Below are 26417 nucleotides of genomic sequence, written 5' to 3' on the forward strand. Positions count from 1 at the left end.
GCCATGACCGACGACGACGATTTCTGCGACCGCCCCCTCAACTCGACCAGTCTCGACGAGATCATCTCCCGCCGGATCAGCCGGCGCACGGTGCTGAAGGGTGGCCTCGCCGCCTCGGCGGCGCTGGCGACGGTCAGTCCGGCGGCGCTGCGGGCCGTGGAGACGGCGACTGCACAGCCCTTCACCTTCAAGGGGCTGGAACGCGGCGTCGACGAAACCCATCATGTGGCGGACGGCTACGACGCCCAGGTGCTGATCCGCTGGGGTGATCCCGTGCTGCCCGGCGCGCCCGCTTTCGACCCGTCCAATCAGTCGGCTGAGTCCCAGGCGCTGCAATTCGGCTACAACAACGACTTCATCGGCTATGTCCCGCTGCCCGCCGGTTCGAAGAATTCGGAACACGGCCTGCTGTGCGTGAATCATGAATATGTCTCATCAGAGATCATGCACCCGCCGATCCCGGGCGAGCTTGATGAGACCGCCCGCGCCGAATACCTGAAACGACGGGTACACACCGAGATCGCCGCCCATGGGGGCTCGATCATCGAGGTCCGCAGGCAGGACGGCGCCTGGCAGGTGGTAAGGGACAGCAAATACGCCAGGCGCATCACCGCCGCGACTCCCATGAAGGTGCACGGACCTGCGGCCGGCCATCCATGGTTGCGGACCAACGCCGACCCGGAAGGCAGGACCGTCCTGGGCACCCTCAACAATTGTGCTGGCGGCATCACGCCGTGGGGCACCTATCTGATGGCGGAAGAGAATTTCCACTTCTACTTCAGCGGCGCCTTGCACGGCGGCGATCCCCGGCGCGAAAGCCACAAGCGATACGGCATTCCCAGAAAAGGCAACTGGGCACAGGCCGATTCCCGGTTCGACGTGGGCTCGGAACCCAACGAGCCTTTCCGCTTCGGCTGGGTCGTCGAGGTGGACCCGTTCGACCCGTCATCCATGCCGGTCAAGCACACCGCTCTGGGACGGTTTGTGCACGAAGGCGCGGAACCCATCGTCAACCGCGACGGACGCCTCGTCGTCTATATGGGCGACGACGCGCGGTTCGAATATCTCTACCGCTATGTTTCCGACGAACGCTACGACCCGGGCCAGCGCATGGAGAATGCCGCACTGCTGGACGAGGGCACGCTGTCCGTCGCCCGGTTCGACGACGCCGGCGCATTGGCCTGGATCCCGCTTGTGCATGGCCAGCACGGCCTGGACAAGGCCAATGGCTTCGAAAGCCAGGCGGATGTGTTGATCCATGCCCGGCTGGCCGCAGACCTGGTCGGCGCCACGCCCATGGACCGGCCCGAGGATGTGGAACCCAACCCGGTGAGCGGCAAGGTCTATGTCATGCTTACCAACAACTCCCAGCGCGGCAAGGCCGGCTTTGCCGCGCCTGACGGCCCAAATCCGCGCGCCGGCAATTCCAGCGGCCAGATCCTCGAAATCACGCCCGATGGCGGCGATCACACGGCCGCGACAGCGCGTTGGGACCTGCTGGTCCGCTGCGGCGACCCCCAGCGCGACGGGATCGGCGCGGTATGGAATCCGGCGACCGGCGAGAATGGCTGGTTCTCGTCACCCGACAATTGCGCGGTCGATCCGGCAGGCAATCTCTGGGTGGCGACCGACCAGGGCGACAATTGGGTGTTCAATTCCGGCAAGCCCGCATCCGATACCCCCAAGGGCGAGGTGCCGGAGGGCGTCTCCGCCGACGGCTTCTGGGCGATCGAAACCGAAGGTCCGGGCCGCGGGCTGGCAAGGATGCTGTTCCGCTGCCCCATCGGCGCGGAAATGTGCGGCCCGCGCTTCACACCCGACGGACAAACCCTGTTCCTGGCCATCCAGCACCCCGGCGACGACAGCTGCGACAGATGGCCCCTGTTCAAGGGGCCCTCCAGCTTCGCGAATCCCGGCACACGCTGGCCCGACTTCAGGCCGGACATGCCGCCGCGTCCATCGGTGGTGGTGGTGACCAGGCAGGGCGGCGGCCGCATCGGCACCTGAGCGGCCGATGGAACGCCGGCCTGTCAGGCGCCCCAATAAAAACGGGCCGGATTTGCATCCGGCCCGTCTGAAATTCTATGGCAGCAAACTCAGCGCGAGTAGAACTCGACGACCAGGTTCGGCTCCATGTGGACGGCGTAGGGCACGTCACCCAGCTTCGGCGTGCGCACGAAGGTGGCGGACATGGCCTTGTGGTCCACGTCGAGATATTCGGGGGTGTCGCGCTCGGCCGATTCGACGGCTTCCAGCACGACCAGCAGCTGCTTCGACTTGTCGCGCAGCGAGATCACGTCGCCTTCGCGGACCCGGTAGGAAGCAATGTTCACGCGCTTGCCGTTGACCAGCACGTGGCCGTGGTTGACGAACTGGCGGGCGGCGAAAACGGTCGGCACGAACTTGGCGCGGTAGATGACCGCATCCAGCCGGCGCTCCAGCAGGCCGATCAGGTTCTCGCCCGTGTCGCCGCGCAGGCGGACGGCTTCGGCGTAGATGTTGCGGAACTGCTTTTCCGTGATCGAGCCGTAGAAGCCCTTCAGCTTCTGCTTGGCCATCAGCTGGTTACCGAAATCCGACGGCTTGCGGCGACGGCGCTGGCCATGCTCGCCCGGCGGATAGGACCGGTTATTGACGGGGCTCTTGGGACGACCCCAGAGGTTTTCGCCCAGGCGTCGGTCGATCTTGTACTTCGCGTTGATCCGCTTGGTCATTCAGCCGTTCTTCTCGGTTCGCGTTCGTGCAAAAAATAATTGCGGGCATCGCTGCCCGCTTGGGTGGGCGCACTATACGCAGCACAAACTCGATGTCAAACGGTTAGAGACCGGAAAACGGCCCGTTTCGGCATCGACGCCATGATGGCGCGCCCGCGCCCTTGCAGCATGATCCGGCCGCCCATCAGCGGCATCAGCGGGCCGGTGATATGGATGTCCGCGCCGGCGCGGAACGGACGGATCGGTGCACCGCCGCTGTCGGGGCGTCATGCCCCTGCAACGGGATCGATTCGCAGCTCGCCGTCCATTCCGCCAAGGCGGACTCAGACCTGCGGCAGGCGCATGATCTCGGGTGCGCCGTCCATGAATTCGCCCATGGCGCGGCCCAGTTCCTTGAAGTGGGGATAGCCACGGTGCGCCTTCATGGCGTCCTCGCTCTCATAGCGCTCGACGAACACGAACTGCAGCGGGTCTTCGGTGCTGTGCAGTTCATAGAACATGCAGCCCGGCTCATTGGCGTTCACCGCCGCCGACAGCGCCTTGGCGGCCTTCACGAAATCCTCGGCCTTGCCGTCCTTCGCCTTGATCTTGGCGACGATGCACCACGTGGTCATGCGTTTCTCCCCTCGGTCAGTCGTTCTTGACGCCCCGAGTCTTATACGAAGACAGGGCGACGATGATACCCCGAAGCGTGCGCACATCCTGTTCGCGAAAATCCGCGCGCTGCCACATGTTGCGCAGGTTCAGGATCATGCTGGGACGCTTGGCCGGCGGGAACAGGAAGCCCGCCTGGTCGAGCGCCTGCTCCATGTGTTCCATGAAGCCGACCAGCTCTTCCTTGGTCGCCGGCCGCGAGCGCTCGTCGGCCGCGGGCGCGGCGACCGTGCCGCCGGTCGCCATCATCCACTCATAGCCCAGCAGCAGCACGGCCTGGGCAATGTTGATGGAGGCATAGTCGGGATTGGTCGGGATGGTGACGACAGCGTCTGCCAGCGCCACGTCTTCGTTGGCGAGCCCGGACCGTTCGCCGCCGAACAGGATGCCGGTCTTCTCTCCCCGCCCGCTGCGCGACCACAGATCCTCGGCAGTCGCACGCGGGCTCAGCACCGGCTTGATCATACCGCGCTGGCGCGCCGTGGTGGCGACCACATAATTGAGATCGGCGATGGCATCCTCGGTGGTGCGGAACACCGTGGCGTTGTCGAGGATGTCGGTCGAACCCGCCGCCATGGGCACGGCATCGGGATTGGGCCAGCCGTCGCGGGGCCGCACCAGGCGCAGGTCCGTCAGGCCGAAATTGTTCATGGCCCGCGCGGCCGCGCCGATGTTCTCGCCCATCTGCGGCACGACAAGAATGACGGCAGGAGCGGCCAAGGCCGTGCCTAGCCCCGGCGCCGCCAGAGCGGCTGGTCCTGGTCGGTCGAGGGCTGATAGGTGACCGTGAAATCGTCGAACGCCTTCAGTGCATCCTCGATGCTGCGATCGGGCCGCACCTCGAAGGCGTCGAAGCCGACGCGGTGCATGAAGAAAATCTGGTCGCGCAACACGTCACCGGTCGCGCGCAACTCGCCCTTGAAGCCGTAACGCTCGCGCAGCAGCCGGGCCGTGGTGAAGGCACGGCCGTCCCGGAAGATCGGAAAGTTCAGCGCCACGACCTCGAAATTGTCGAGATCGGCGGCAATGTCCTCGGCATGCTCGCTGGACGCAAGCTGGATGCCCAGGCCGCTGTTGCGGCGGCCGATCAACGCCTCGCGCTCGGTCCGCCAGCGCGACAGCGACACGATGATCTTGCCCTCGGGAAGCGGCGCACCGTCTTCCACATGCTGCCAGCCGTCCTCGACGATGGTGCGACCCTTAATGATCTGCATAGACGCGTTCCTTGAAGGGTTCCATGCCGATGCGCCGGTAGCAGTCGATGAACCGCTCCTCGGGCTCGCGATTGGCGACGAAGACCTCGATGACTTTTTCAATGGCGGGCACGACGTCCGCCTCGGAGAATGCGGGCCCCATGATCTTGCCCACCGACGCGTCATCCTCCGGCGATCCGCCGAGGGTGACCTGGTAGAATTCCTCGCCCTTCTTGTCCACGCCCAGAATGCCGATATTGCCGGCATGGTGGTGGCCGCAGGCGTTGATGCACCCGGAGATGTTGAGCCGCAGATCGCCCAGGTCGTGGACGAAATCCAGATCGTCGAACCGGTCGATCAGGCGCTGGGCAACCGGAATCGAGCGCGCGTTGGCCAGGCTGCAATAATCCAGGCCGGGGCAGGCGATGATATCGGTCAGGGTATCGACCGTGGCGCTGGCCATGCCCAGGTCCTTCAGCTTGCCCCACAGCTCGGGCAGACGCGACGTCTCGACATCGGTCAGCACCAGGTTCTGCTTGAAGGTGGTCCGCAGCGTGCCGAACGAATAATCGTCGGCCAGGTCGGCCACGGCGTACATCTGGTCGGTGGTCGCGTCGCCCGGTGCAACGCCCTTCGGCTTCAGCGAGATGGTGACGATGGAATAGCCGGGCGCCTTGTGCGCGGTCACATTCCGGTCATGCCACATCTTGAACTGCTTGTTGCTCGCAACGAGCGAGTCGACCGCCGCGTCGCCATCCGGCAGCGCCCGGTAGGACGGCGGCGTGAAGAACGCCTTCATGCGTTCGATTTCGGCGTCGTCCAGCTCGAGCGAACGGCTCATGTTCTTTGCAAAGTCTTCGTCGACCTGACGGCGGAATTCCTCGATGCCCAGATCCTGCACCAGAATCTTGATTCGGGCCTTGAAGATGTTGTCGCGCCGTCCGTAGCCGTTATAGACGCGCATCACCGATTCCGAATAGGACAGCAGATGCTTCTTCGGCACGAATTCCTTGATGATCTTGCCGACGATGGGCGTGCGGCCCATGCCGCCACCCACGATGATCTGGAAACCGACCTCGCCGGATTCGTTCTTCACCAGCCGGTAGGCCATGTCGTGGAAGTAGACGGCCGCGCGGTCACGCTCGGCGCCGGTCAGTGCAAGCTTGAACTTGCGCGGCAGATACGAGAATTCGGGGTGGAAGGTCGACCACTGGCGCAGGATTTCCGCATAGGGCCGCGGGTCTTCGAGTTCGTCGCGCGCGACACCGGCGAACTGGTCCGTCGAAATATTGCGGATGCAGTTGCCCGAGGTCTGGATGGCGTGCATCTCGACCTTGGCCAGATCGTCGAGGATATCGGGCATGTCTTCCAGCTTGATCCAGTTGTACTGGAGGTTCTGCCGGGTGGTGAAATGGCCGTAGTCGCGGTCGTACTTGCGCGCGATCATCGCCAATTGGCGCAGCTGGTCCGATGACAGGACACCATAGGGCACCGCGACGCGCAGCATGTAGGCGTGAAGCTGCAGGTAAAGGCCGTTCATCAGCCGGAGCGGCCGGAACTCCTCTTCCGTGAGGTCGCCGCGCAGGCGACGTTCCACCTGTCCACGAAACTGGGCATTGCGTTCGGCCAGAACCTGATGGTCGAAGCTGTCGTACTGATACATGTCGTGCCGCTCCTGAGCGCTCTGCGGTGACCGCAGGCAGGCGCCTTTTACTCGCCTTGCCCGCCGAGAGCAACCCCTATTCCACACTATATGTGTGTTGTTAATATGATTTCACATTCTACAGGGTGGTTTTGCGCGGATCAACTGTAACCTTCGCGTGGGACTCCAGCGCCATGTCACAAATCCGAAACCGATCGGTCACCGGATTGACGCTCGGCCGCAGTAGAGAAGACGCAACAAAAAATGCACTGGAGAACTCCCATGCGGTCCATTCTTACGCTTGCCCTGGCTGCCGCGGCCGCCGGGCTGTTCGCCGCCCAGGACGCATCGGCGCTGACCCTCAAACAAATTCTCCGCCACGAAAGCGGCGTCTTCGACAAGAGCGCCGCCGAAATCGTGGTCTTCGACGCGGGCAGCAAGCGCTTCTACGTCGTCAATGGCGCCTCCCCCTCGATCGACATCCTGCAACTGGGCGACGGATCGTCGGCCGACACCGCCTCGTGGTCCGAAGCGGGCACGCTCGCCCTCGGGGAGAACGAATCGCCGACCAGCGTCGCCGTCCATGACGGCCTGGTGGTCGCGGCGGTGCACGGCGCCAAGGAACTGGGCCGGCCGGGCAAGGTGATCTTCTTCGACGCCGCGGGCACAAGGCTGGCCGAAGTCGAGACCGGCTTCCTTCCCGACATGGTCACCTTCACACCCGACGGCAAGTTTGTGCTCACGGCCAATGAGGGCGAGCCGACCGACGATATGGACCCGGAAGGGTCGGTCAGCATCATCGATATCTCGGGCGGCGCCGCCGCGGCCAGGGCCGTTACCATCGGCTTCGAGAGTCTGACCGCCGACGCCATGCGGGCCGCCGGCGTTCGCGTGTTCCCGGGCAAGGAACCCCGGACCGATTTCGAGCCGGAATACATCGCCGTGTCGGCTGACAGCACCACCGCCTGGGTGTCGCTGCAGGAGAACAACGCGCTGGCCAAATTCGACATCGCCACCGCCACCCTGACCGCCGTGCTGCCGCTGGGCACCAAGGACCACAGTCAGGCAGGCATGGGGATGGATCCGAACGACAAGGACGGCAAGATCGACATTGCGCCGGTGCCGGTGCGCGGACTCTACATGCCCGACACCATCGCCGCGTTCAGTGTCGGCGGTAATGCGTATCTCATCACCGCCAACGAGGGTGATGCTCGCAATGAAGACGAACGGGTCGAGAAGGCGAAGATCGACCCCGCCGCCCTGTCCGGTGATCAGAGGAAAAAGCTGGAGCGGCTGAAAATCTCGACCATCGACGGCGATACCGACGGTGACGGCGACATCGACGCGCTGCACGCCTACGGCGCCCGTTCGGTCACCATCTGGGACATTGACGGCAAGGTGGTATGGGACAGCGGCGACCAGATCGAAAAGATCACCGCCGCCCGCCTGGGCAACAACTTCAACAACAACAACGACGAGAACAAATACGAAAGCCGCAGCGACGACAAGGGACCCGAGCCCGAAACTGTCGATGTCGGCGTGATCGATGGCTACACCTATGCGTTCATCGGACTGGAGCGCGTCGGCGGCGTGATGATGTTCAACGTGTCCAATCCCGCCAGCCCAACCTATGCGGGCTACGAGAACAACCGCGACTTCACCACCTCGCTCGACTTCTCGCTGCCGGGCGACCTCAAGGCGGCAGGCGATCTGGGCCCCGAATGCGTCAGGTTCATTCCCGCCGACAAGAGCCCGTACGGCGTGCCGCTGCTAGCCGTCGCCTCCGAGGTGAGCGGCACCGTCACCCTCTACACGGTCTCCAGGTAAACGCGCTCCTTCCGGCGCCACTTATCCTCGAAGGACCGCTTCGGCCAAGGCTGAAGCGGTCCTTCGTCATTTTGGCGATGCCCGCTCGACAGCCGGCAGACCACAACGGCTTTTGCATTTCCGCGGCAGGCATGGAATCAAGGTGCATGACCGACCTTGCCCAGCTTCTTGCCGATATCCGGGCCTGCCGCGTGTGCGAGGCCAGATTGCCGCTCGGGCCCCGTCCGACGCTGCGCGCCGCCCGATCGGCACGGATCATGATCGTTGGCCAGGCCCCGGGCACCCGCGTCCATGAAACCGGCATCCCGTGGAACGACCGCAGCGGCGACCGGCTGCGGGAATGGCTCGGGCTGGACAGCAACACATTCTATGACGAGAGCCGCATCGCCATCGTACCCATGGGATTCTGCTATCCCGGCACCCACCCCAATGGCGGCGACGCACCGCCCCGGCCGGAATGCGCGCCGCTATGGCACGACCAGCTCCGCGCCCAGCTGCCGGACATCGAACTCACCCTGCTGGTCGGCGCCTACGCGCAGGCCCGCTATCTGGGCGAAAGGCGCGGCTCCACCATGACCGAGACTGTCGGCCGCTGGGCCGATTACCTGCCGCACTTCTTTCCGACGCCGCATCCGAGCTGGCGGAATACGGCCTGGCTGAAGAAAAATCCGTGGTTCTCGGATGTGGCCCTGCCCGCGCTAAGGCGTCGCCTCGAGACCCTGCTTTAGCGAGTCTCCGGCGACCGCGTAAATCGCCTCCAGCCGTTCGCGCGCCTGACGCACCACGACCGGATCGCGGCCCCACGCGACCACATGCTCATAGGACCGGACCGCATCAACGATCTCGCCGCGCTTCAGGTGGGTATGGGCCGCGATCAGCTCGATCTCCTGGTTCATGGGCAACAGCCGCTGCGCCCGCTGGACCAGCGCGATTATTTCGTCGGGAGGCCTGCCCGGCTGGATCAACCAGGTGCGCGCCAGTCCCGACAGGGACTGGGCATGATCAGGATCGATTGCCAGCGCCCGGCGGTACGACTTGGTCGCGGCAGCAAGGAACCCCTCGCCGCCCGGTTTGTCCGCAGAAACCAGCTCCGCCGCGCGCCGCAGATCCAACTCGCCCCTGAGGCTTGCCACGTCCGGGTCGGCGTCAGCGGCCGGGCCGGCTTGTGCCAGGATTGTCTCTGCCTTGGCGATGTCGTCGTTGGTAATGGCGACCGCGGCAAGCAGCGCCCTTGCCCTCATATTGCCAGGATTGGTGGCAATGGCGCTCTGCAGCAGTTCCACGCCCTTGCTTTGCACGGGTGAAAAATGCAGCAGCGTATAGGCCAGCTGCTCGCGGACTTCATCGGCCGGCGGCACCCGAATCGCGGGCTGCGGCAACGGGCCCGCAGGCCGTTCGAATCGCTCCACGCCATAGCGGGCCATACGCCGGTATTGCCGCAGATGGCGCGAAAAGTCCTCGATCGACTCACCGAAGACATCCTCGAACGCCGGCACGAAGTCGACCATGGGCGTATTGAGGCGATCGAGAAACGCATAGAGCTTCGCCCGCCGGTCCGGGTCGGTCATCAGATAGTGCACAACCAGCCAGGATTCCGCATTGAAGTCGCTGTTTCCGTGGCCGGTCTCGTAACCCCTGGCGTTGAGCAACGAGCCAATCGGAATCCGCCGCGTCTTCTCAAGGGTCAGCACACGGTGCATGGGCGGCGCCCCGACCTTGTAACGCCCGTCGCCGCTGACGTCGAACGTCGACAGGAATTCGGCATAGCCCTCATGGAACCACAGCGGATATCGCCTCTTGGCATCGATCTCCAGCAGGTAGTGGACATATTCATGGAACACGCCGTCCATGCCGACAGTGCGGGTATTCTGCCTGGCGCGGTAGATCGGGCCATAGGCGGTATAAGTGATCTGGAGACTGTCGGTGCCGTCGGGCGCCCGGGCGGTCAGGTTGACCGCGGCCAGACCGCCGCGATAACTCTGCTGGAATGCCCCGAACACGTTATCGGTGCCGATCAGCGCCTTGAGCTGGCTGGCGCCAACCAGCGCGACAATATGGAACGGCAGCGGATTCGATTCGATATCGAGGTTGGTCGCCTCGATCACCAACCTGCGGAAGTCCTCGAGATTCTCGATGAGGTAGCGGGCGCGGCCCTCGCCGGCGTTTGTCAGCACGACGAAATTGTCGGTGCGCGCCTCGGTCCACGAAGCTTCGGCAATCTTGCTGACATCGGCGGCGCCGGCGCATGAGGGTGCCGCCGTTACGGCGAACATGGTCACGAGCACCAGCCATCCAAGCTTCTTAGCGGCCATGCAGTCTATCCCCTTTACCGGACAAGAGATGTGGAGCTAGGGTCGGCCCGACAAGGGACATTCGGGAAACGGGAGACGCCGCGTGGCACAGGTAACGACTCATTTCGACAAGATCGAGGAATTGATCGGCAAGAAGCTTGGTACGTCCGACTGGTTGCTGGTGGATCAGGACAGGGTCAATAAATTCGCCGAGGCGACCGGTGATTTCCAGTGGATCCACGTCAATCCGGAACGCGCGGCCAAGGAATTTCCGGCAGGCGGCACCATCGCCCATGGCTATCTGACGCTGTCGCTGCTGCCCGGTCTGATGCAGGATATCCTTGCGGTCGAGGGTGTGGGACACGGCATCAACTATGGCAGCAACAAGGTGCGCTTCACCAACATGGTCAAGGTCGGCTCGCGCGTGCGCGCCCACCAGACCCTGAAGAACGTCGAAACCCGCAAGGACGGGGGCAAGCAGATGACCTACGAGGTCACCGTGGAAATCGAAGGCCAGGAGCGTCCGGCATTGATTGCCGAGAGCCTCGGACTGATGTATCCCGGCACGGGCACCAACAGCCTGTCCAAGGAGTAAGATGCCGCAACACTGGATCCGGCGGTTCGCGCAGGGCTACAGGTCCTTCCGCCAGAACTATTTCGAGAAGAACCGGCAGCTGTTCCAACAGTTGCGCGATGGCCAGACACCCAAGGTGATGCTGGTCAGTTGCTGCGATTCGCGGGTCGAGCCGTCGCTCATCCTGGACGCGGGTCCCGGCGACCTGTTCATCGCCCGCAACATCGCCAATCTGATTCCGCCCTACGAGCCGGACATGCACCATCACGGCACCAGCGCGGCGCTGGAGTTCGCGGTAAAGAATCTGGGTGTCAGCCATATCGTGGTGATGGGTCACGCCGAGTGCGGCGGCATTGCCGCGGCGCTGGCGGGCGAGCTGGCCGGCGAGAGCCAGTTCATCGGCACCTGGGTGTCGATGATCTCGCCGATCCGCAATGCAGTGCTGAAGGAAGCCGGCGATCGCCCGGTGGCCGAGCAGCAACGCCTGCTCGAGCAGCGCTCCATCGTGCAGTCGCTGCGAAACCTGGACAGCTTTCCCTTCGTCGTGGAACGTGTCCAGGCGGGCAGCCTGTTCATTCATGGCTGGTGGTTCGACATTCATTCCGGCGACCTGCTCGCCTACGATTCGGCGTCCGATGCATTTGGCCCACTGCCGTTCTGACAGCCGGCAAGGATCAAGCCGCGTTCGGCACATCCGTTGACTGCCGCGACTGATATCAGCAGAGTTTCCTGACCGCCGCACCTGCGGCGAGTGCTGTGTACGACAGACCCGGCTGCAGAGCCGGCTCGCACCGACGGAGGGGCAACCGATGCGGAACTGGATATCTCTGGGCGTTCTCATTGTTCTGGGCACCGCGCTCACGGCCTGCGGCGACGACACCGTCAGCGGCAAATCCGATGCAGGCGCGGCGAACAACGAAGAGAAAATCGTCAACGTCTACAACTGGTCCGATTACATCGCCGCCGACACACTGGAGAACTTCCAGAAGGAAACCGGCATCAAGGTCCGGTACGACGTCTATGATTCCATGTCCATGCTCGAGGCGAAGCTGCTTGCCGGCGGGTCTGGTTATGACGTGGTGTTTCCGTCGCTGACCCCGTTTCTGGCGCAGCAGATCAAGGCAGGCATCTACCAGCCACTCGACTGGTCGAAGCTGACCAATTCCGCCGGCCTGTCGCCGACGATCCTCAAGACGATGTCGAAGAACGACCCGGAAAACACCTACAGCGTGCCCTACATGGTCGCGCCCACCGGGATCGGCATTAACGTGGCGAAGGTGAAGGAGCGCCTGGGCGCCGTGCCGCAGGGCAGCGGCGACCTGCTGTTCAGCCCCGAGGTCACGGCGAAGCTGGAGGATTGCGGCATCAGCCTGCTGGACGATCCCGTCGATGTGATTCCGGCGGTACTCGCCTGGATGGGCAAGGATCCGATCAGCCAGGACCCGGCGGATCTGGCCGCCGCCATGGAGGTCCTGAAGGAAATCCGGCCCAACCTGAAATACATCCACTCGTCGTCCTACATCAACGACCTGGCCAATGGCGACCTGTGCGTGGCGCAGGGCTATGGCGGCGACCTGATCCAGGCCCGCGACCGGGCCAAGGAAGCCGACAACGGCGTCGAGATCATGGCCCTGCTGCCGCGGGAGGGCACGGCGTTCGTCATCGACACCATGGCAATTCCCAAGGATGCGCCGCATCCCGGCAACGCCCACATCTTCATCAATTACATGATGCGGCCCGGCGTGGTGGCGGCGATCACCAACACCACGGGCTATGCCAACGCCGTGCCGGCGTCGCTCGAGAACGTTGACGACGCGATCAAGTCCGATCCGTTCATCTATCCCTCCGACGAGGAGCGCGCCAAGGGCTTCTCGGTGCCGCCTGCCGACAAGGATTACGAGCGGGAGCGCACCCGGGCATGGTCGACGCTCAAGACGGAGATCAATTAATTGGCCGTTGGGTCTGGCGGCCTGCAGGACAAACCATGGACCGATCCGACCGCCGAGCCATTCATCCGTATCGAAGGCGTTTCGAAACACTTCGGTGACGTCGCGGCGGTCAACGGCGTCGACCTCAATATCTACCGGGGCGAGTTCTTCGCCCTGCTTGGCGCGTCGGGCTGCGGCAAGACCACCCTGCTGCGCATGCTCGCCGGATTCGAGACGCCCAGCGCCGGCAGGATATTCATCGACGGCGTCGATATGGCGGGCATCCCGCCCTATCGGCGCCCGGTGAACATGATGTTCCAGTCCTACGCGCTGTTTCCGCACATGACCGTGGGCCAGAACGTGGCGTTTGGCCTGCAGCAGGACGGGGTCGCCAGGGCCGAAATCGCCGGGCGCGTGGCCGAGATGCTGGATCTGGTACAGATCCGGGCGCTGGAAAAGCGCAAGCCCGATCAGCTTTCCGGCGGCCAGCGGCAGCGCGTGGCGCTGGCCCGGGCGCTGGTGAAGCGTCCCAAGCTGGTGCTGCTCGACGAGCCGTTGGGCGCACTAGACCGGAAGCTGCGCGAACAGACCCAGTTCGAGTTGGTCAATATCCAGGAAGAGCTGGGAATGACCTTCGTCATCGTCACCCACGACCAGGAAGAGGCCATGACCATGGCCAGCCGCGTCTGCGTGATGAATGCGGGCATGGTCGAACAGGTCGGCGCGCCGGCCGAAGTCTACGAATATCCAAATTCACGCTTCGTCGCCGACTTCATCGGCGCCGCCAACCTGTTCGACGGCGTGGTGATCGAGGCAAGCCCGACACAGACCCGCGTGGCATCGCCTGACCTGGGCGCCGACATCGTCGTCGGCACCGGCGGCACGGCGGCGGTGGGCGCGTCTGTCAGCGTCATGGTGCGGCCGGAGAAAATCCAGGTCATCGCCGACGGCAGCCCTGCGGCGGGTTTCAACTGGGCCGAGGGCATCGTTCGCGAGATCGCGTATCTGGGCGACGTGTCGGTCTATCATGTCGAACTGCCGTCGGGAAAACGCATCCAGTTCACCCGCGCCAACCTGTTGCACACAACCGACAACCCGCTGACCTGGGACGACAAGGTCCGGTTCCAGTGGCATCCCGCCAACGGCATCCTGCTGGTGATATGAGGTCGCCCGCCAAAACCCTGGCCGCCGCGGTCCGCAGGCTTCACCAGCCCGGCGCTGGCGGGCGTCTGGTGGCGCTGTCCATACCCTATGCGTGGCTTGCCCTGTTCTTCCTGCTGCCGCTGCTGATCGTGCTGAAGATCAGCGTGTCGGAAAGCGTCATGGGCATTCCGCCCTACGAGCCGATCTTCAAGGCCGCCGAGAACGCACGGGTGCAGATACACCTGACCTTCTCGAACTTCATGCTGCTGCTGCGCGACAATCTGTATGTGGTTGCCTACCTCAATTCGGTGAAGATCGCCGCCATCTCCACGCTGGTGTCGGTCCTGCTCGGCTACACCATGGCCTACGGCATCGTGCGCAGCCCGCTGCGCTGGCGCTACCTGCTGCTGATGCTGATCATCATCCCGTTCTGGACGTCCTTCCTGATCCGCATCTACGCGATGATCGGCTTCCTGAAGGACAACGGGCTGATCAACAATGTGCTGATGGCGCTGGGCGTCATCGATCAGCCGCTGCCGATCATGTATACGCCGGCCGCCATCTATATCGGCATCGTCTACTCCTACCTGCCCTTCATGGTGCTGCCGATCTATGCGGCGCTCGAGCGCATGGACCCGAGTCTGCTCGAGGCGGCCAGCGACCTGGGCGCGAAGCCGTGGAAGGCGTTCCTGCGGGTGACGTTGCCCCTGTCCATGCCCGGCGTGATCGCCGGCTCGCTGCTGGTATTCATTCCGGCCGTGGGCGAGTTTGTTATCCCCGAGCTGCTCGGAGGCCTCGGCTCGCCGATGATCGGCAAGGTGTTATGGGCCGAGTTCTTCAACAATCGCGACTGGCCGGTGGCGTCGGCGGTCGCCGTCGCCATGCTGGCGCTGCTGGTCGTGCCGGTCATGATGTTCGACCGCTTCGCCAGCAAATATTTCCGGGCACGCTGATGGCTGGACGCACGCCCTGGTTCGCCATCTCCATGCTCGTCCTGGGCTACCTGTTTCTCTACAGCCCCATTGTTTCGCTGATCGTCTATTCGTTCAACGAATCGCGTCTCGTCACGGTGTGGGCCGGCTTCTCGACCAAGTGGTATGGCGAGCTGATGCACAACGACGCGCTGCTCGAGGGCGCCTGGCGCAGCGTGCAGATCGCCTTCCTGACGGCAACGCTGGCGGTGGTGCTGGGCACCCTTGCCGCGTTCGCGTTGATCCGGTTCGGAAATTTTCGGGGCCGCACCCTGTTCGCGGGCATGGTCACCGCGCCCCTGGTGATGCCCGAGGTGATCACGGGGCTTTCGCTTCTGCTGCTGTTCGTCGCCATGGAGGGCGTTATCGGGTGGCCCGGACGCGGCATGATGACCATCGTCATCGCGCACGCCACCTTCGCGACAGCTTATGTGACCGTCGTCGTCCAGTCACGGCTCGGCCAACTGGACATGAGCCTCGAGGAAGCGGCCCTGGACCTGGGCGCAAAGCCGTTCAAGGTGGTGCGGGTGATCACCCTGCCGCTGATCTGGCCCGCCATGCTGGCCGGCTGGCTGCTCGCCTTCACCCTGTCGTTCGACGATCTGGTCATTGCCACCTTCACCTCGGGACCGGGCGCCAAAACCCTGCCGATGGAAGTCTTCTCCAGCGTCCGCATGGGCGTCAGCCCCCAGATCAATGCGCTCGCCACCATCTTCATCGTCGTGGTGACCAGCATGGTGGTCATCGCCAACCAGATCGCCTTTCGCCGGCGCGCCTAGGGCCGTCGGCGGGTGGCCGGTTCACCCCGGTCCCCGACCTCATTTTGCGATCAGAGCGGCCAGCAGCGCCACCACCTCATCGGGTGGCGCAGGCTTGCGGAGCAGCGCCACTTCGCCGCGCCGCGGCTCCAGGGCGGCCGGCAGATTGGCTGCTGTAAACAGGACAATGGGAACGCCGCCCGCGAGGAGCACTTCCGCGAGCGGCGTGACGTCCCTGTCCCTCAGGTTGCAATCCAGGATGGCGCCGGCGACGGTCGCATCCCTGAGCAGCGCCAGGCCTTGCCTCACCGTCGAAACCGGGCCAATGACCGCGCCACCGGCAGTTCTGACGGCATCTGCCAGGTCCATGGCAATGAAGGGTTCATCTTCAACGATGAGGATTGGGACGCCATCGAACATGTCACACCGTCCCGCAAGATTTCCAAGATATTCGAGCACCGAACTTTTCTCTCGCGGCTTCAGGCTCCCTTGAGCATGAGCAGCCGCAAGATTATCGGCACTATTCGTACGATAACGTACAGTTCACTGATTGGTTCGCCAAGAATCATCATTCCGTACGGATTGTGTACGTGTTCGTACCGACAGAATAATTTCATGAACATAGCGTGTGCGCCCTATATAAGGGGCATCGGCCTGCAGATGCTCGTTGGGCGCGGCCGGCTGAGAGTATGTCCTCCCGCCCTGGCTGAAGGGAGGCAATGTGCAATCCGTTATCACGAAACCCCTTCGCAACCGGTTGCTTGCCGCGCTGTCCGGCAGTGACGCGGCGCTGCTGACGCCTCACCTCGTGCTGGTCGACCTTGAAAAGCACCAGATCCTGATCGAGCCGGGTGAGGAGATGCAGTTCTGCTGGTTCATCGAGGCCGGCATCGCCTCGATCGTTGCCGGCACGCTTCGCGGCGACCAGACCGAAGTCGGTCTGGTTGGCTGTGATGGCATGGTCGATGTTGCCGTGCTCCACACCCTGAACCACTCGTCGCTACGCGTATTCGTGCAGGCGGCCGGCCAGGCCTACCGGATCCAGATCGCGGCGATACAGGGTGCGCTGCAACGCAGCGAGACCCTGCGCAGCGAATTGCTGCGATACTCCCATGCGCTGCTGGTCCAGGTCTCGAGCACCACCCTCGCCAACGCATCATGCACCCTCGAGGAGCGTCTCGCGCGCTGGCTGCTCATGTATCACGACCGCTCGGATGGCGACGACCTGTTCATGACACATGAAATTCTGTCGCTGATGCTCAATGTGCGCCGGGCGGGCGTGTCGCTGACGCTCAAGTCGCTCCAGACCCGGAGCATACTAAGTTCGCGGCGCGGTGTGATCGCGATCACCGATCGTCTGGCGCTCGAGAAGATCGCCGGCGATGGTTACGGCGTGGCGGAAAAACTCTCTGCCTCATCGGCCTGATTTGCCGGGATAGGGTTCGAGCCTGCTGACAGCCGGCGCCGGCGTCTCGGTCGCCGGCTCCATACAGGATTGCCCGGCGCACCGGTTTCCCTATAAGGTAAGACCGAGAGACAGTCAGGCGCGTCCTCAGGGATCCGCCTCATGTCACAGGTGGCTGTGCGCCAATGCCGCCTTCTGCGCCGGTATTTGGGGACCGGCGCGGCCCTTCGACCAAAGACCAGACGGGCGCGCCCGGCCTTGCCGACGAGCACGTCCTAATTCCGCTTCTGCCCAGCCCTCGGCCGCCGCGTGCGCCAGAGGCGTTTTCATCGAATTGGAGGAGAGACATCCATGGCCGACCCAGCAAGATCCCGTGCCGAGGAAAAGTTCGCCAAGTTGCGCCCCGCCGAAGACGACGCCATCAAGGCGCGCGACAAGGCGCACAAGGAGCTGATGGACAAGACCGCGCGGCTCAAGGCCCTCAGGATTGCCAAGGAAGCCGCTGACAAGGAAACGGCGGAGCAGGCAAAAATAGAGAAGGCCGAGAAGGCCGCCGCGAAGGCCGCTGCCAAAAAGAAGTAGCCACACCCAGCCCAGGGCGCCCGCCAGGCCCGCACTGCAATTCATTGCCGTGCGGCCGGCAATCAGCAGCAGCGCTTACTTGGCGGATCCGCTCAATCCGCAATAGCCGTGATCATAGCTGTGCTCTACCCAGAGCATGCATCCGCTGGCAAGGCAACGGCACTCTGGATGTGCACTTCCGTCGGATGCTCGATTGATACCGGCTTTTGAGAGGCTATCCCCCTCCGCACGCGCCAGAGGACACCATTTGGTCTTGGCGATGTTGATATTTTGCATGGCTCGCTCCCCACTCGGGACATCGCCTTGCGAGGCCATGACCCGTGCTGACCCAGTATTTCGCAGGGCGGCGCGCTCACGCCTCCCCGTCGCTCCGGTTTGCTCCATCCCGTCACACGCCGGATCCCGCCGTGCCGCGCTCTCGGGGCAGTCGGCCACACCAGATCCGATCCAGCTATTGCGATCCCCCTGAACGTCTCCGGTTCCGCCCCGACGCCCCGGCACCTTGTGCGGCAAAGACCGCATCCCTGACAAATATGAACCGCCTTGCGGCGCGCCCTATGTCGACGAGCAGTTGCTGGATTGAACAAGAATCCATCCCGCCCTCTATTTGATCAATAACTCGAAGTATACTTCATAAGATCATATTATACCACGGTAATTTAGTCCTTCTTCTTTGCACAACTTATGCGCGCATGCGCCACTCTTACATTCGGGCCACCCTGGGAACCTTTGAACCACGGATCAGCCGCCGCGCAAGCTGCGGCGCGGTGCCGGTCCGGGGTTATCGTGAAACGGTCTCGCTGCGCCGGATGATCCGGGGTCCGGATCATGGCCAATCCGGAAAACGCAAATGTCGGGATCTGGCGGGAGATTGGCTGGGGCGGCAGGGATCGAACCTGCGAATGACGGAATCAAAATCCGTTGCCGTACCACTTGGCTACGCCCCAGCAAGGCGGCGGACAATAGTGCGAGAAACGCACCCGATCAACCGCCAGAAAGCTCAGCGGAACACGCCCCTTGTGTCGATGAGCACCTTGCGCGCGAGTTGCTCGCGTTCGATCAGCTTGAAGCGGTCATGGTCGACCAGCAGCAACAGGATGTCGGCGCGGTCCAGCGCCTCGTCGACGCCGACAAATTCCACATTCAGCAAGGCCGAAAGGCTTGCGGGGCATTCATCCACAAAGGGTTCGACCGCAAGGATTTTTGCCGAACATTCCTCAGCCAGCGCTGCGGTGATCGCCAGGGCCGGACTCTCGCGCAGATCATCGATATTGGCCTTGAAGGCGAGGCCGAGGCAGGCAATTACCGGGTCCTTGAAGCGATCCGCGGCGCTTCTCACCTGGTCGATGACCCAGCGCGGCTTGGCGTCGTTGACCTCCCGCGCCGTCTGGATCAGCCGGCTTTGCTCGGGTGCCGAATGGACGATGAACCACGGGTCGACGGCAATGCAATGTCCGCCCACGCCCGGTCCCGGCTGCAGGATGTTCACCCGCGGATGCCGGTTGGCAAGCTGGATCAACTCCCACACATTCACCCCCAGCCGGTCGCAGATCAGCGACAGCTCGTTGGCATAGGCAATGTTGACGTCGCGGAACGCGTTCTCGGCCAGCTTCGACAACTCGGCGGTGCGCGCCCTGGTTGTGAAAACGGTGCCGGTGGTAAAGGTGCGGTAAAATGCCGCGCCGGCTTCCGCCGAGGCGGTGTCGATGCCGCCGACGATGCGATCGTTGACCACAAGTTCCTGCAGCACACGGCCGGGCAGCACCCGCTCGGGCGAATGCGCCAGGAAGATGCGCGCGTCGCTCCTGGTGACATCGGGTCCCAGATCGGGACGTTCCTCGCCGATCCAGCCGGCAATGCGCTCGGTGGTGCCGACCGGGCTGGTCGATTCCAGGATAACCAGGTTGCCGGGACGCAGATGCGCCGCCAGCGCCCTGGTGGCGGCCTCAACATGGGACATGTCGGGCGCATGATCGTCGGCGAATGGCGTGGGCACGGCGATAATGTAGATGTCGGCGGGCGCCGGCACATGATCCGCCGTGAGTTGACCGCTGCCGACCGCCGATGCGACCAAGATGTCGAGATCGGGCTCATGGAAGTGCAGATTGCCGGCCTGCACGGCACCGACAACCCGGCTGTCCACATCCACGCCCAGCACCGTGTAGCCCCGCGTCGCCAGCAGACTCGCCGTCGGCAGGCCGATATAGCCAAGCCCCAGCACACAGATGGATTTGTCGAAACGCGCCATGATGCCTCCTAGGCCGCCCGGCCCGCCCAGGGCTCCGGCGGCTCACCCTGCCCGGCCAGGGCCTCGAGATAGCGCACGATGCGCCCCGCCGCGTGGCCGTCGCCATAGGGATTGTGGGCGTGGCACATGCGGTCGTAATGATCGGCGTCGTCCAGCAGGCGCGATGCCTCGGCCACGATCCTGTTCCGGTCGGTGCCGGTCATGATGACCGTGCCGGCGTCGACGGCCTCGGGACGCTCGGTGGTGTCGCGTGTCACCAGGACCGGCTTGCCCAGCGACGGCGCCTCCTCCTGGATTCCGCCGGAATCCGTGATGATCAGCGCGCTGCGGTTCATCAGATAGACGAAAGGCAGGTACTCCTCCGGCTCGGTCAGGTGAATGTCCGGCAGGCCGCCGAGAATGTCATGCACCGGTTGGCGCACATTGGGATTGAGGTGCACTGGATAAAGCACCGTGACATCGCCACGCGCCGCCAGGTCGGCCAGCGCCAGGCACATTTGCCGCAATCCCTCCCCGAAGCTCTCCCGGCGGTGGCCGGTCACCAGGATCAGCCGCTTCGTTCCCAGGAAGGCGAACCGTTCGTCATGTCTGCGCGCCTGGTCCAGATCGGCGGTCAGGCGGCGGCTGATCATGGCAAGCGCATCGATTACCGTATTGCCGGTCACATAGATGCTGCCGGCGGGCGTGTTCTCGGCCAGCAGGTTGTCGCGGGCCCGACCGGTGGGGGCAAAATGCAGATCGGCCAGCACGCCGGTCAAACGCCGGTTCATCTCCTCGGGCCACGGGCTATAGCGATCGCCGGTGCGCAGCCCGGCTTCGACATGGCCCACAGGCACCTTGTGGTAATAGGCCGCGAGCGAGGCCGCGAAGGTGGTTGTGGTGTCACCATGAACCAGGATGCGGTCGGGCCGCCAGTCGCGGAAGACGCCGGTCATGCCGGCAAGCACATCCGAGGTAACGTCATCCAGGGTCTGCCCATGCTTCATGATGTCCAGGTCCCACCGGGGCCGGATGGCGAAGAGGTCCAGCACCCCGTCGAGCATCTGGCGGTGCTGCGAGGTGACGCAGACCCGGGCATCAAGCACGGCGCTTTCCTCCAGCGCCTTGACCACAGGCGCCATCTTGATCGCCTCGGGGCGCGTGCCGAACACGGTCAGAATGCGGTGCCGGCTGGTCATGGGCGTCGTGCCGCCTTCGCTGTCATGTGGCCGACATTACCGATCACGCACATGAAACCGCAACGCGTTTCCTGTATCCTCCGGTCAGTCTGCCGTCCTGTGAGGTTTCCCGCATGAGCGTTCTGGTTACCGGTGCCGCCGGCTTCATCGGCTATCACGTCTGCAAGACGTTGCTGGCGCGCGGCGAACAGGTCATCGGCATCGACAACGTCAACAGCTACTACAGCACCACGCTCAAGGAATCCCGTGTCGCCGAACTGAAGCCTCACCGTGGTTTCACCTTCATCAGGCAGGATTTCGCCAATCTGGACGGGATGCGCGCGGCTGTCGGCGGCAGCGGCATCGACCGCATCGTCCATCTCGGCGCCCAGCCCGGCGTCCGCTATTCCATCGACCATCCGATGGCCTACGCCGCTGCCAACCTGACCGGACATCTGGCCGTTCTGGAACTGGCGCGCGGCATCAAGAGCCTGAGGCATCTGGTTTACGCCAGCTCGAGCTCGGTCTATGGCGGCAACACCAAGCTGCCGTTCTCGGAAACCGACCCGGTCGAGCATCCCGTGTCGCTCTATGCCGCCACGAAGCGGGCCGACGAACTGATGAGCGATACCTATGCCCATCTGTACGGCATCCCGCAGACCGGGCTTCGGTTCTTCACGGTCTATGGCCCATCGGGACGGCCCGACATGGCAGTGTGGCTGTTCACCGAGGCGCTGTTCGAGGGTCGGCCCATCCGGCTGTTCGAGAACGGCTCGCTGCAGCGGGACTTCACCTATGTGGACGATATCGTCGCCGGCGTCCTTGCGGTGCTTGACGGCCCGCCCTCGGGGGAACGGCCGCACCGGCTGTACAACATCGGCAACAACAAGCCTGAACGGGTGACCCGGCTGGTCGAGATCATCGAACAGGCTACCGGCCGAAAGGCCGAGATCATCAGCGAACCCATGCAGCCCGGCGACGTTCCGGCGACCTATGCCGACATCACCGCCATCAGGCGCGACCATGGATTCGAGCCGACGACACCGCTCGAGCAGGGCGTGCCGAAGTTCGTGGACTGGTATCGCAACTGGCGGGGACAACGCGCATGAGGCTGCTGTGGGACATCTTCCAGCCGAGCAACAGCCTGTTCCTGGCGTTCGCGCTTGGCTTCGTGTTGCTGGTCGCCGGACACCGGCGGGCGGGGAAATGGCTGATGTCCCTGTCGGTGATCGCCTTCGCCGCGATCATGGTGCTGCCGCTGTCGAGCTATCTCATGGTCACGCTGGAAACGCGCTTTCCGGCTTCCGAACTGCCGGAGAAAGTTGACGGCATCATCACGCTGGGGGGCGCGCTCAACAGCCGCAGCACCCAACGCTGGGGCAGGCCGCAGATGAACGAGCACGCCGAACGGCTGACCGAAGCGATCACCCTGTCGCAGCGCTATCCCGATGCGGCGCTGTTGATTTCAGGCGGCCACTACGACCCGGCCGACACGCTCGCCGAAGCCGAGATCGCGCGCGGCCTGCTCAGCGAGCTGGGCCATCCGCTCGATCACACCATGTTCGAGGGCAAGTCACGTACGACATGGGAAAACGGCGTACTCAGCCGAGATCTGGTCAAACCCGCACCGGGAGAAACCTGGGTGCTGGTGACGTCGTCGTTCCACATGCCGCGAGCCGTCGGTGTCTTCCGCGAACTGGGCTGGCAGGTCATTCCCTATCCGGTGGACTATTTCACCGACGGGTCGGTGCGCTGGGATCTGGACAATGTGGGCTACAGGCTGGGCGAGTTCGACTATGTGGTGCGCGAGTGGGCGGCGCTCGTGGCGTATCACCTGATGGGCAGGACGCCCGAATTGTTCCCGCGCTGAACCGGCGGCTGGGGCGTCGCAACCCGGTAGCGTCCCAGAAAGTCGACGATCCGCGCCGCCACCGCGGGGTCGTCGATGACGTCGTGTCCCTTGCCCTGTTCCAGCACCACCGATTCCGAGCCGGGCCGCTTGTCACCGAAATAGCTGCCGCAATCGCCGGCCTGCTTGCCCGAGCCACCGTTGTACCAGGGGTCGTCCTTGCGCACGACCGCGAGCACCGGCGTATCCTCGGGGCCGTCGATCCCGCGCACCCAGGTGGAGCCCTGGCACGTCCACTGGGTGATCACCCGCGCCTTGAACAGGCCGCCCCTGAAATGGGCCGCCGCGAGGCCGCCCTCGCTCACGCCGACGATGAACAGATTGTCCCAGTCGGCCCAGCCCGCGCCCGCGATCTCCTGCAGGGCGAAGTTGATCTCTTCCTGGCGGAAGTCGAAGACGAACAGGTTGAAACCGCCCTGCTTGTTCCACGAGGCGCATTGCAGCGGCCGGAACTTGCGGGCCATGCTGTTGGGCGCGACGACCACGTAGCCAGCCTTGGCGATGGTCCGCATCAGGCCGCGGTCGGAATCGCTGATCCCGGTACAGCCATGCATGTAGACGACCACCGGGAACTTGCGGCCGGTGCGCGCGAGTTGTTCCTGGCGGGAGGCGTCCGACAGGAACGTGACGCCGCCGCCGACCATTTCCGGCACCGCCGACTGTGCCTGGTGCCAGGTCAGCTCCAGATCGGACATGCGGCCCGCAGGGGTCGGATTGCTGGCGCAGGCCGCAACCGTCAGGGCCGCTGCTAGAGCCGAAATGACACGAAGATTTCTCAAGACCGGTCCGGGATGCTGCGCCACTGGACGGGCATGATACGCAGGCCCGTCAGGCGCCGCCACCACGAAGGGCGCCGTGAGCAGCCCACCATGACGGATTGTGATCGGCAACCCTCGCGGCCGCCATACCCGCCTCGCTCTCGGACGCATAGAGGCCGAAGCAGGTAGCGCCGCTACCCGACATGCGCGCCAGCAGGCACCCGGCCGTGTCGCGGATCAGGGCCAGTGCCTCGCCGATCACCGGCGCCATGGCCCGCGCGGCCGGTTCCAGATCGTTGGCGCGCTCGGCAAGCGCCGCCGCCAGCTCCGCTGCCGTTCCCGACGGACCGATCGGCGCCGGTGCCCGGAAGCGGGTCACATCCGCGTCGAACCGGCGGAATACCGCCGGCGTCGAGACCGCGACGCCCGGATTGACCAGCACCACCCAGCATTCGGGCAGCGCGGCGGCTGGGGCGAGAATTTCTCCGATCCCGGAGACCTGCACCGGTACGCTGCCCACGCAGGCCGGCACGTCGGCGCCCAGCCCTTCGGCGATGCGCTCGAGCCGTTTGGCGGGCAGGTCCAGGCGCCACAGGGTGTTGAGCGCGCGCAAGGTGGCCGCGGCATCGGCCGAGCCGCCGCCGATGCCGGAGGCGACGGGCAGGTTCTTGGTCAGCGTGATGCGCGCGCCGGGCGTCCCGTTGGGCGACAGGACGCGGGCGGCGCGGACCACCAGATTGTCGCCGCCCTCCGGAATGCCCGCCGCGAAGGGACCATCCACGGCAAAGTCGATATCAGCCGCCGGCGTCACCGTCAGCCTGTCGCCAACGCCAACGAAGGCGAACAGGCTGTCGAGCTCGTGATAGCCATTCTCGCGGATGGCGGTGACATGGAGATAGAGGTTGAGTTTGGCCCAGGCAGTCTCGATCAGCGGGCCGTCAGCCGATACCGTCAAGCGTCACTTCTCGCTGCGCTTTTCGGCGTCGAGGCCCGACTTGATCTTGGCCTCGATCTTGCCCAGTGCATCGGCTTCGGGTTTCATCGCCGCCGCATGCCGCCACTGGAAGGTCGCGTCGAGACGGCGCCCGACCTGCCAGTACGCATCGCCCAGATGGTCGTTGATGGTCGGGTCCTCGGGGATCAGCGCGGCCGCCTTCTCCAGCCAGTCGACGGCCTCGGCAAAGCGGCCGAGCTTGTAGAGCGCCCAGCCCAGGCTATCGACGATGTAGCCGTCGTCGGGCCGCTGCTCCACCGCCTTCTGGATCATGGTCAGCGCCTGGTCCAGGTTCATGCGCTGCTCGATCCAGCTGTAGCCGAGATAGTTCAGCACCAGCGGCTGGTCGGGCGAGAGTTCGAGGGCCTTTTGCAGGTCGGCCTCGGCCTCCTCCCAGCGGCCCTGGCGCTCCCGCGTGATGCCGCGGGCATAGAACAGCGCCCAGTGCCGCTCGGCCGGCGTTCCGATTTTCGCGACCACCTTGTCGTAGGCAGCCTCGGCTTCCGGAAGCCGTTGCTGCGCGCGCAGCGTATCGGCCAGCGAGGTCAGCACGTTGAGGTTTTCGGGCTGTTCGGCAAGCATGCCCTGCAGCGCCTCGATCGATTCCTCGGGCTTCTCCATCTGGTTCAGCAGCAGCGCCGCTTCGAACCGCGCGTCCCAGCCCAACACCGGATCATCCACCACAGCCTGATAGGCGGTCAGCGCCTCGTCGAACTGGCCGTCACGGTCAAGAACGTCGCCCAGCAGCAGATAGGCCACGGGAAAGTCGGGTTTCAACGCGAGGCCCAGACGCAGATACATCACCGCCGGGCCGCGCGAACGCTCCTGCGCCAGCGCCCGGCCGGTGCTGAAAAACGCCTCGGCCGCGCCGTCCGCGGCGTTGCGGATCACCGGATAGAGCGCGCCGTCGTCCTTGGAGCCATTCTGGGCAGCCTCGATCAGCACGTTGCTCGGATAGGAATCCAGGTAGGCCTTGTAGACCGCCTTGGCCTGCTCGTCCTTGCCGTGGCGGGAAAGGAACCGGCCGTAGGCCAGCACCAGCCGCAGATCCGATCCCTTCTGCAGGGCGATCGCTTCGTCATATGCGGCCGTTGCCAGATCGACCTCGCCGGCGAAATCCAGGATGTAGGCGCGGTGGGTCTTCATGAACGACATGAAGCCCTTGTTGCCCGCCAACGCATCGAGGCTGACCAGCGCCTTGTCGGTATTGCCCTCGGCGGCATCGATCCAGGCCAAGATGACCGGCGCCATCAACTCGACGATGCCGGTCTTCGCGATGGTGCCGAGCCGGGCGCGGGCGGCAGCCAGATCGTTCTTCCTGAGTTCGTCCGAAAGCAGCACCAACTCGGTCAGGCCGGTGGGCTTCTCCTTCAGGTCGGCGAGCTGGCGGGCCAGGCGAACCGCGTCTTCATGCCGGCCACTGGCGACCGCTACCGAAAATGCCTGGTGCACCAGTTCGGCGTTCCGGGGATCGCCCTGAACGGCACGGATGTAGTAATCGGCCGCGGCCTCGGTGTCGCGGTTGACGATGGCGAAGCGGCCGGCAAGATAATCGCCGAACGCCTTCGCATCGGCATCCTGTGTGGCGCGGTCCGGCCGGCCCTGGACCGGCTGCTGCGACGCGGCCGACGTCAGCGGCACCGCCAGCGCCAATCCCCCCGCCAACAAC

Annotated in this window: 25 protein-coding genes and 1 tRNA gene; 13 read left to right on the plus strand and 13 right to left on the minus strand. The window is 64.3% G+C overall.

What is annotated here, in order from left to right; genetic code table 11:
• Positions 1-3 precede the first annotated feature (3 nt).
• Positions 4-2007 carry a PhoX family phosphatase gene (locus WJU21_RS04680; protein ID WP_346322216.1) on the plus strand — a complete coding sequence of 668 codons (2004 nt, stop codon included), beginning with the start codon at positions 4-6 and terminating at the stop codon, positions 2005-2007.
• 89 nt (positions 2008-2096) lie between these two features.
• Here the strand turns inward: WJU21_RS04680 and rpsD are convergent, their stop codons facing one another.
• From rpsD to WJU21_RS04705, 5 genes are all read right to left on the minus strand, one after another.
• Complete coding sequence (gene rpsD / locus WJU21_RS04685) at positions 2097-2714, minus strand: 30S ribosomal protein S4 (RefSeq protein ID WP_346322217.1); 618 nt, start codon at positions 2712-2714, stop codon at positions 2097-2099.
• Positions 2715-3037: 323 nt separating this feature from the next.
• A complete protein-coding gene (locus WJU21_RS04690) occupies positions 3038-3328 on the minus strand; it encodes a putative quinol monooxygenase (RefSeq protein ID WP_346322218.1) in 291 nt (96 codons plus the stop codon).
• Positions 3329-3344: 16 nt separating this feature from the next.
• On the minus strand, positions 3345-4088 hold the full coding sequence (locus WJU21_RS04695; protein WP_346322219.1) for an RNA methyltransferase: 744 nt from the start codon (positions 4086-4088) through the stop codon (positions 3345-3347).
• Positions 4089-4096: 8 nt separating this feature from the next.
• Positions 4097-4582 (minus strand): DUF934 domain-containing protein, encoded by a 486-nt coding sequence (locus WJU21_RS04700; protein ID WP_346322220.1) that lies wholly within the window; start codon positions 4580-4582, stop codon positions 4097-4099.
• Positions 4569-6224 (minus strand): nitrite/sulfite reductase, encoded by a 1656-nt coding sequence (locus WJU21_RS04705; protein WP_346322221.1) that lies wholly within the window; start codon positions 6222-6224, stop codon positions 4569-4571. The genes WJU21_RS04700 and WJU21_RS04705 overlap by 14 nt, the downstream gene beginning before the upstream one ends.
• Before the next feature lie 261 nt (positions 6225-6485).
• On the opposite strand from WJU21_RS04705, the gene WJU21_RS04710 reads away from it, so the two are divergent.
• Both WJU21_RS04710 and WJU21_RS04715 read left to right on the plus strand, forming a co-directional pair.
• Entirely contained in the window at positions 6486-8030 is a 1545-nt protein-coding gene (locus tag WJU21_RS04710; RefSeq protein ID WP_346322222.1) for a choice-of-anchor I family protein, read from the plus strand.
• A 146-nt stretch (positions 8031-8176) separates the two neighbouring features.
• Positions 8177-8758 carry a uracil-DNA glycosylase family protein gene (locus tag WJU21_RS04715; RefSeq protein ID WP_346322223.1) on the plus strand — a complete coding sequence of 194 codons (582 nt, stop codon included), beginning with the start codon at positions 8177-8179 and terminating at the stop codon, positions 8756-8758.
• Here the strand turns inward: WJU21_RS04715 and WJU21_RS04720 are convergent.
• A complete protein-coding gene (locus WJU21_RS04720; protein ID WP_346322224.1) occupies positions 8729-10342 on the minus strand; it encodes a tetratricopeptide repeat protein in 1614 nt (537 codons plus the stop codon). The genes WJU21_RS04715 and WJU21_RS04720 overlap by 30 nt on opposite strands.
• Before the next feature lie 82 nt (positions 10343-10424).
• Between WJU21_RS04720 and WJU21_RS04725 the strand changes: the two genes are divergently transcribed.
• From WJU21_RS04725 to WJU21_RS04750, 6 genes are all read left to right on the plus strand, one after another.
• Complete coding sequence (locus WJU21_RS04725) at positions 10425-10916, plus strand: MaoC family dehydratase (RefSeq protein ID WP_346322225.1); 492 nt, start codon at positions 10425-10427, stop codon at positions 10914-10916.
• Position 10917: 1 nt separating this feature from the next.
• The gene (locus WJU21_RS04730) at positions 10918-11556 is read left to right on the plus strand and encodes a carbonic anhydrase (protein WP_346322226.1); all 639 of its coding nucleotides are present in this window, start codon (positions 10918-10920) and stop codon (positions 11554-11556) included.
• 148 nt (positions 11557-11704) lie between these two features.
• Complete coding sequence (locus WJU21_RS04735) at positions 11705-12844, plus strand: polyamine ABC transporter substrate-binding protein (RefSeq protein ID WP_346322227.1); 1140 nt, start codon at positions 11705-11707, stop codon at positions 12842-12844.
• Complete coding sequence (locus WJU21_RS04740; RefSeq protein ID WP_346322228.1) at positions 12845-13987, plus strand: ABC transporter ATP-binding protein; 1143 nt, start codon at positions 12845-12847, stop codon at positions 13985-13987.
• Positions 13984-14919, plus strand: a complete 936-nt coding sequence (locus WJU21_RS04745) for an ABC transporter permease subunit (RefSeq protein ID WP_346322229.1) — start codon at positions 13984-13986, stop codon at positions 14917-14919. Before WJU21_RS04740 ends, WJU21_RS04745 begins: the two co-directional genes overlap by 4 nt.
• Positions 14919-15716 (plus strand): ABC transporter permease subunit, encoded by a 798-nt coding sequence (locus tag WJU21_RS04750; protein ID WP_346322230.1) that lies wholly within the window; start codon positions 14919-14921, stop codon positions 15714-15716. The genes WJU21_RS04745 and WJU21_RS04750 overlap by 1 nt, the downstream gene beginning before the upstream one ends.
• Before the next feature lie 39 nt (positions 15717-15755).
• Here the strand turns inward: WJU21_RS04750 and WJU21_RS04755 are convergent, their stop codons facing one another.
• Entirely contained in the window at positions 15756-16115 is a 360-nt protein-coding gene (locus WJU21_RS04755) for a response regulator (RefSeq protein WP_346322231.1), read from the minus strand.
• A 301-nt stretch (positions 16116-16416) separates the two neighbouring features.
• Between WJU21_RS04755 and WJU21_RS04760 the strand changes: the two genes are divergently transcribed.
• Both WJU21_RS04760 and WJU21_RS04765 read left to right on the plus strand, forming a co-directional pair.
• Positions 16417-17121: a Crp/Fnr family transcriptional regulator gene (locus WJU21_RS04760; RefSeq protein WP_346322232.1), complete on the plus strand. Its 705-nt coding sequence runs from the start codon at positions 16417-16419 to the stop codon at positions 17119-17121.
• A gap of 330 nt (positions 17122-17451) precedes the next feature.
• Positions 17452-17682: a hypothetical protein gene (locus tag WJU21_RS04765; RefSeq protein WP_346322233.1), complete on the plus strand. Its 231-nt coding sequence runs from the start codon at positions 17452-17454 to the stop codon at positions 17680-17682.
• Between the two features lie 872 nt (positions 17683-18554).
• Here the strand turns inward: WJU21_RS04765 and WJU21_RS04770 are convergent.
• The 3 genes from WJU21_RS04770 to wecB form a co-directional block, all read right to left on the minus strand.
• Positions 18555-18629 (minus strand) — tRNA-Gln (locus tag WJU21_RS04770).
• Between the two features lie 53 nt (positions 18630-18682).
• On the minus strand, positions 18683-19930 hold the full coding sequence (wecC, locus tag WJU21_RS04775; protein ID WP_346322234.1) for a UDP-N-acetyl-D-mannosamine dehydrogenase: 1248 nt from the start codon (positions 19928-19930) through the stop codon (positions 18683-18685).
• Positions 19931-19938: 8 nt separating this feature from the next.
• Complete coding sequence (gene wecB, locus WJU21_RS04780; RefSeq protein WP_346322235.1) at positions 19939-21108, minus strand: UDP-N-acetylglucosamine 2-epimerase (non-hydrolyzing); 1170 nt, start codon at positions 21106-21108, stop codon at positions 19939-19941.
• A 113-nt stretch (positions 21109-21221) separates the two neighbouring features.
• Between wecB and WJU21_RS04785 the strand changes: the two genes are divergently transcribed.
• Positions 21222-22196: an NAD-dependent epimerase/dehydratase family protein gene (locus WJU21_RS04785; protein ID WP_346322236.1), complete on the plus strand. Its 975-nt coding sequence runs from the start codon at positions 21222-21224 to the stop codon at positions 22194-22196.
• A complete protein-coding gene (locus tag WJU21_RS04790) occupies positions 22193-22957 on the plus strand; it encodes a YdcF family protein (protein WP_346322237.1) in 765 nt (254 codons plus the stop codon). Before WJU21_RS04785 ends, WJU21_RS04790 begins: the two co-directional genes overlap by 4 nt.
• Here the strand turns inward: WJU21_RS04790 and WJU21_RS04795 are convergent.
• The 3 genes from WJU21_RS04795 to WJU21_RS04805 form a co-directional block, all read right to left on the minus strand.
• Positions 22918-23691: a hypothetical protein gene (locus WJU21_RS04795; protein ID WP_346322238.1), complete on the minus strand. Its 774-nt coding sequence runs from the start codon at positions 23689-23691 to the stop codon at positions 22918-22920. The two genes, WJU21_RS04790 and WJU21_RS04795, sit on opposite strands and share 40 nt — an antisense overlap.
• A 133-nt stretch (positions 23692-23824) precedes the next feature.
• A complete protein-coding gene (locus WJU21_RS04800; protein WP_346322239.1) occupies positions 23825-24709 on the minus strand; it encodes a 4-(cytidine 5'-diphospho)-2-C-methyl-D-erythritol kinase in 885 nt (294 codons plus the stop codon).
• A gap of 3 nt (positions 24710-24712) precedes the next feature.
• Positions 24713-26413, minus strand: a complete 1701-nt coding sequence (locus WJU21_RS04805) for a tetratricopeptide repeat protein (RefSeq protein WP_346322240.1) — start codon at positions 26411-26413, stop codon at positions 24713-24715.
• Positions 26414-26417: the final 4 nt, after the last annotated feature.

It is taken from the genome of Emcibacter sp. SYSU 3D8 (assembly GCF_039655875.1).
Lineage (GTDB): Bacteria > Pseudomonadota > Alphaproteobacteria > SMXS01 > SMXS01 > RI-34.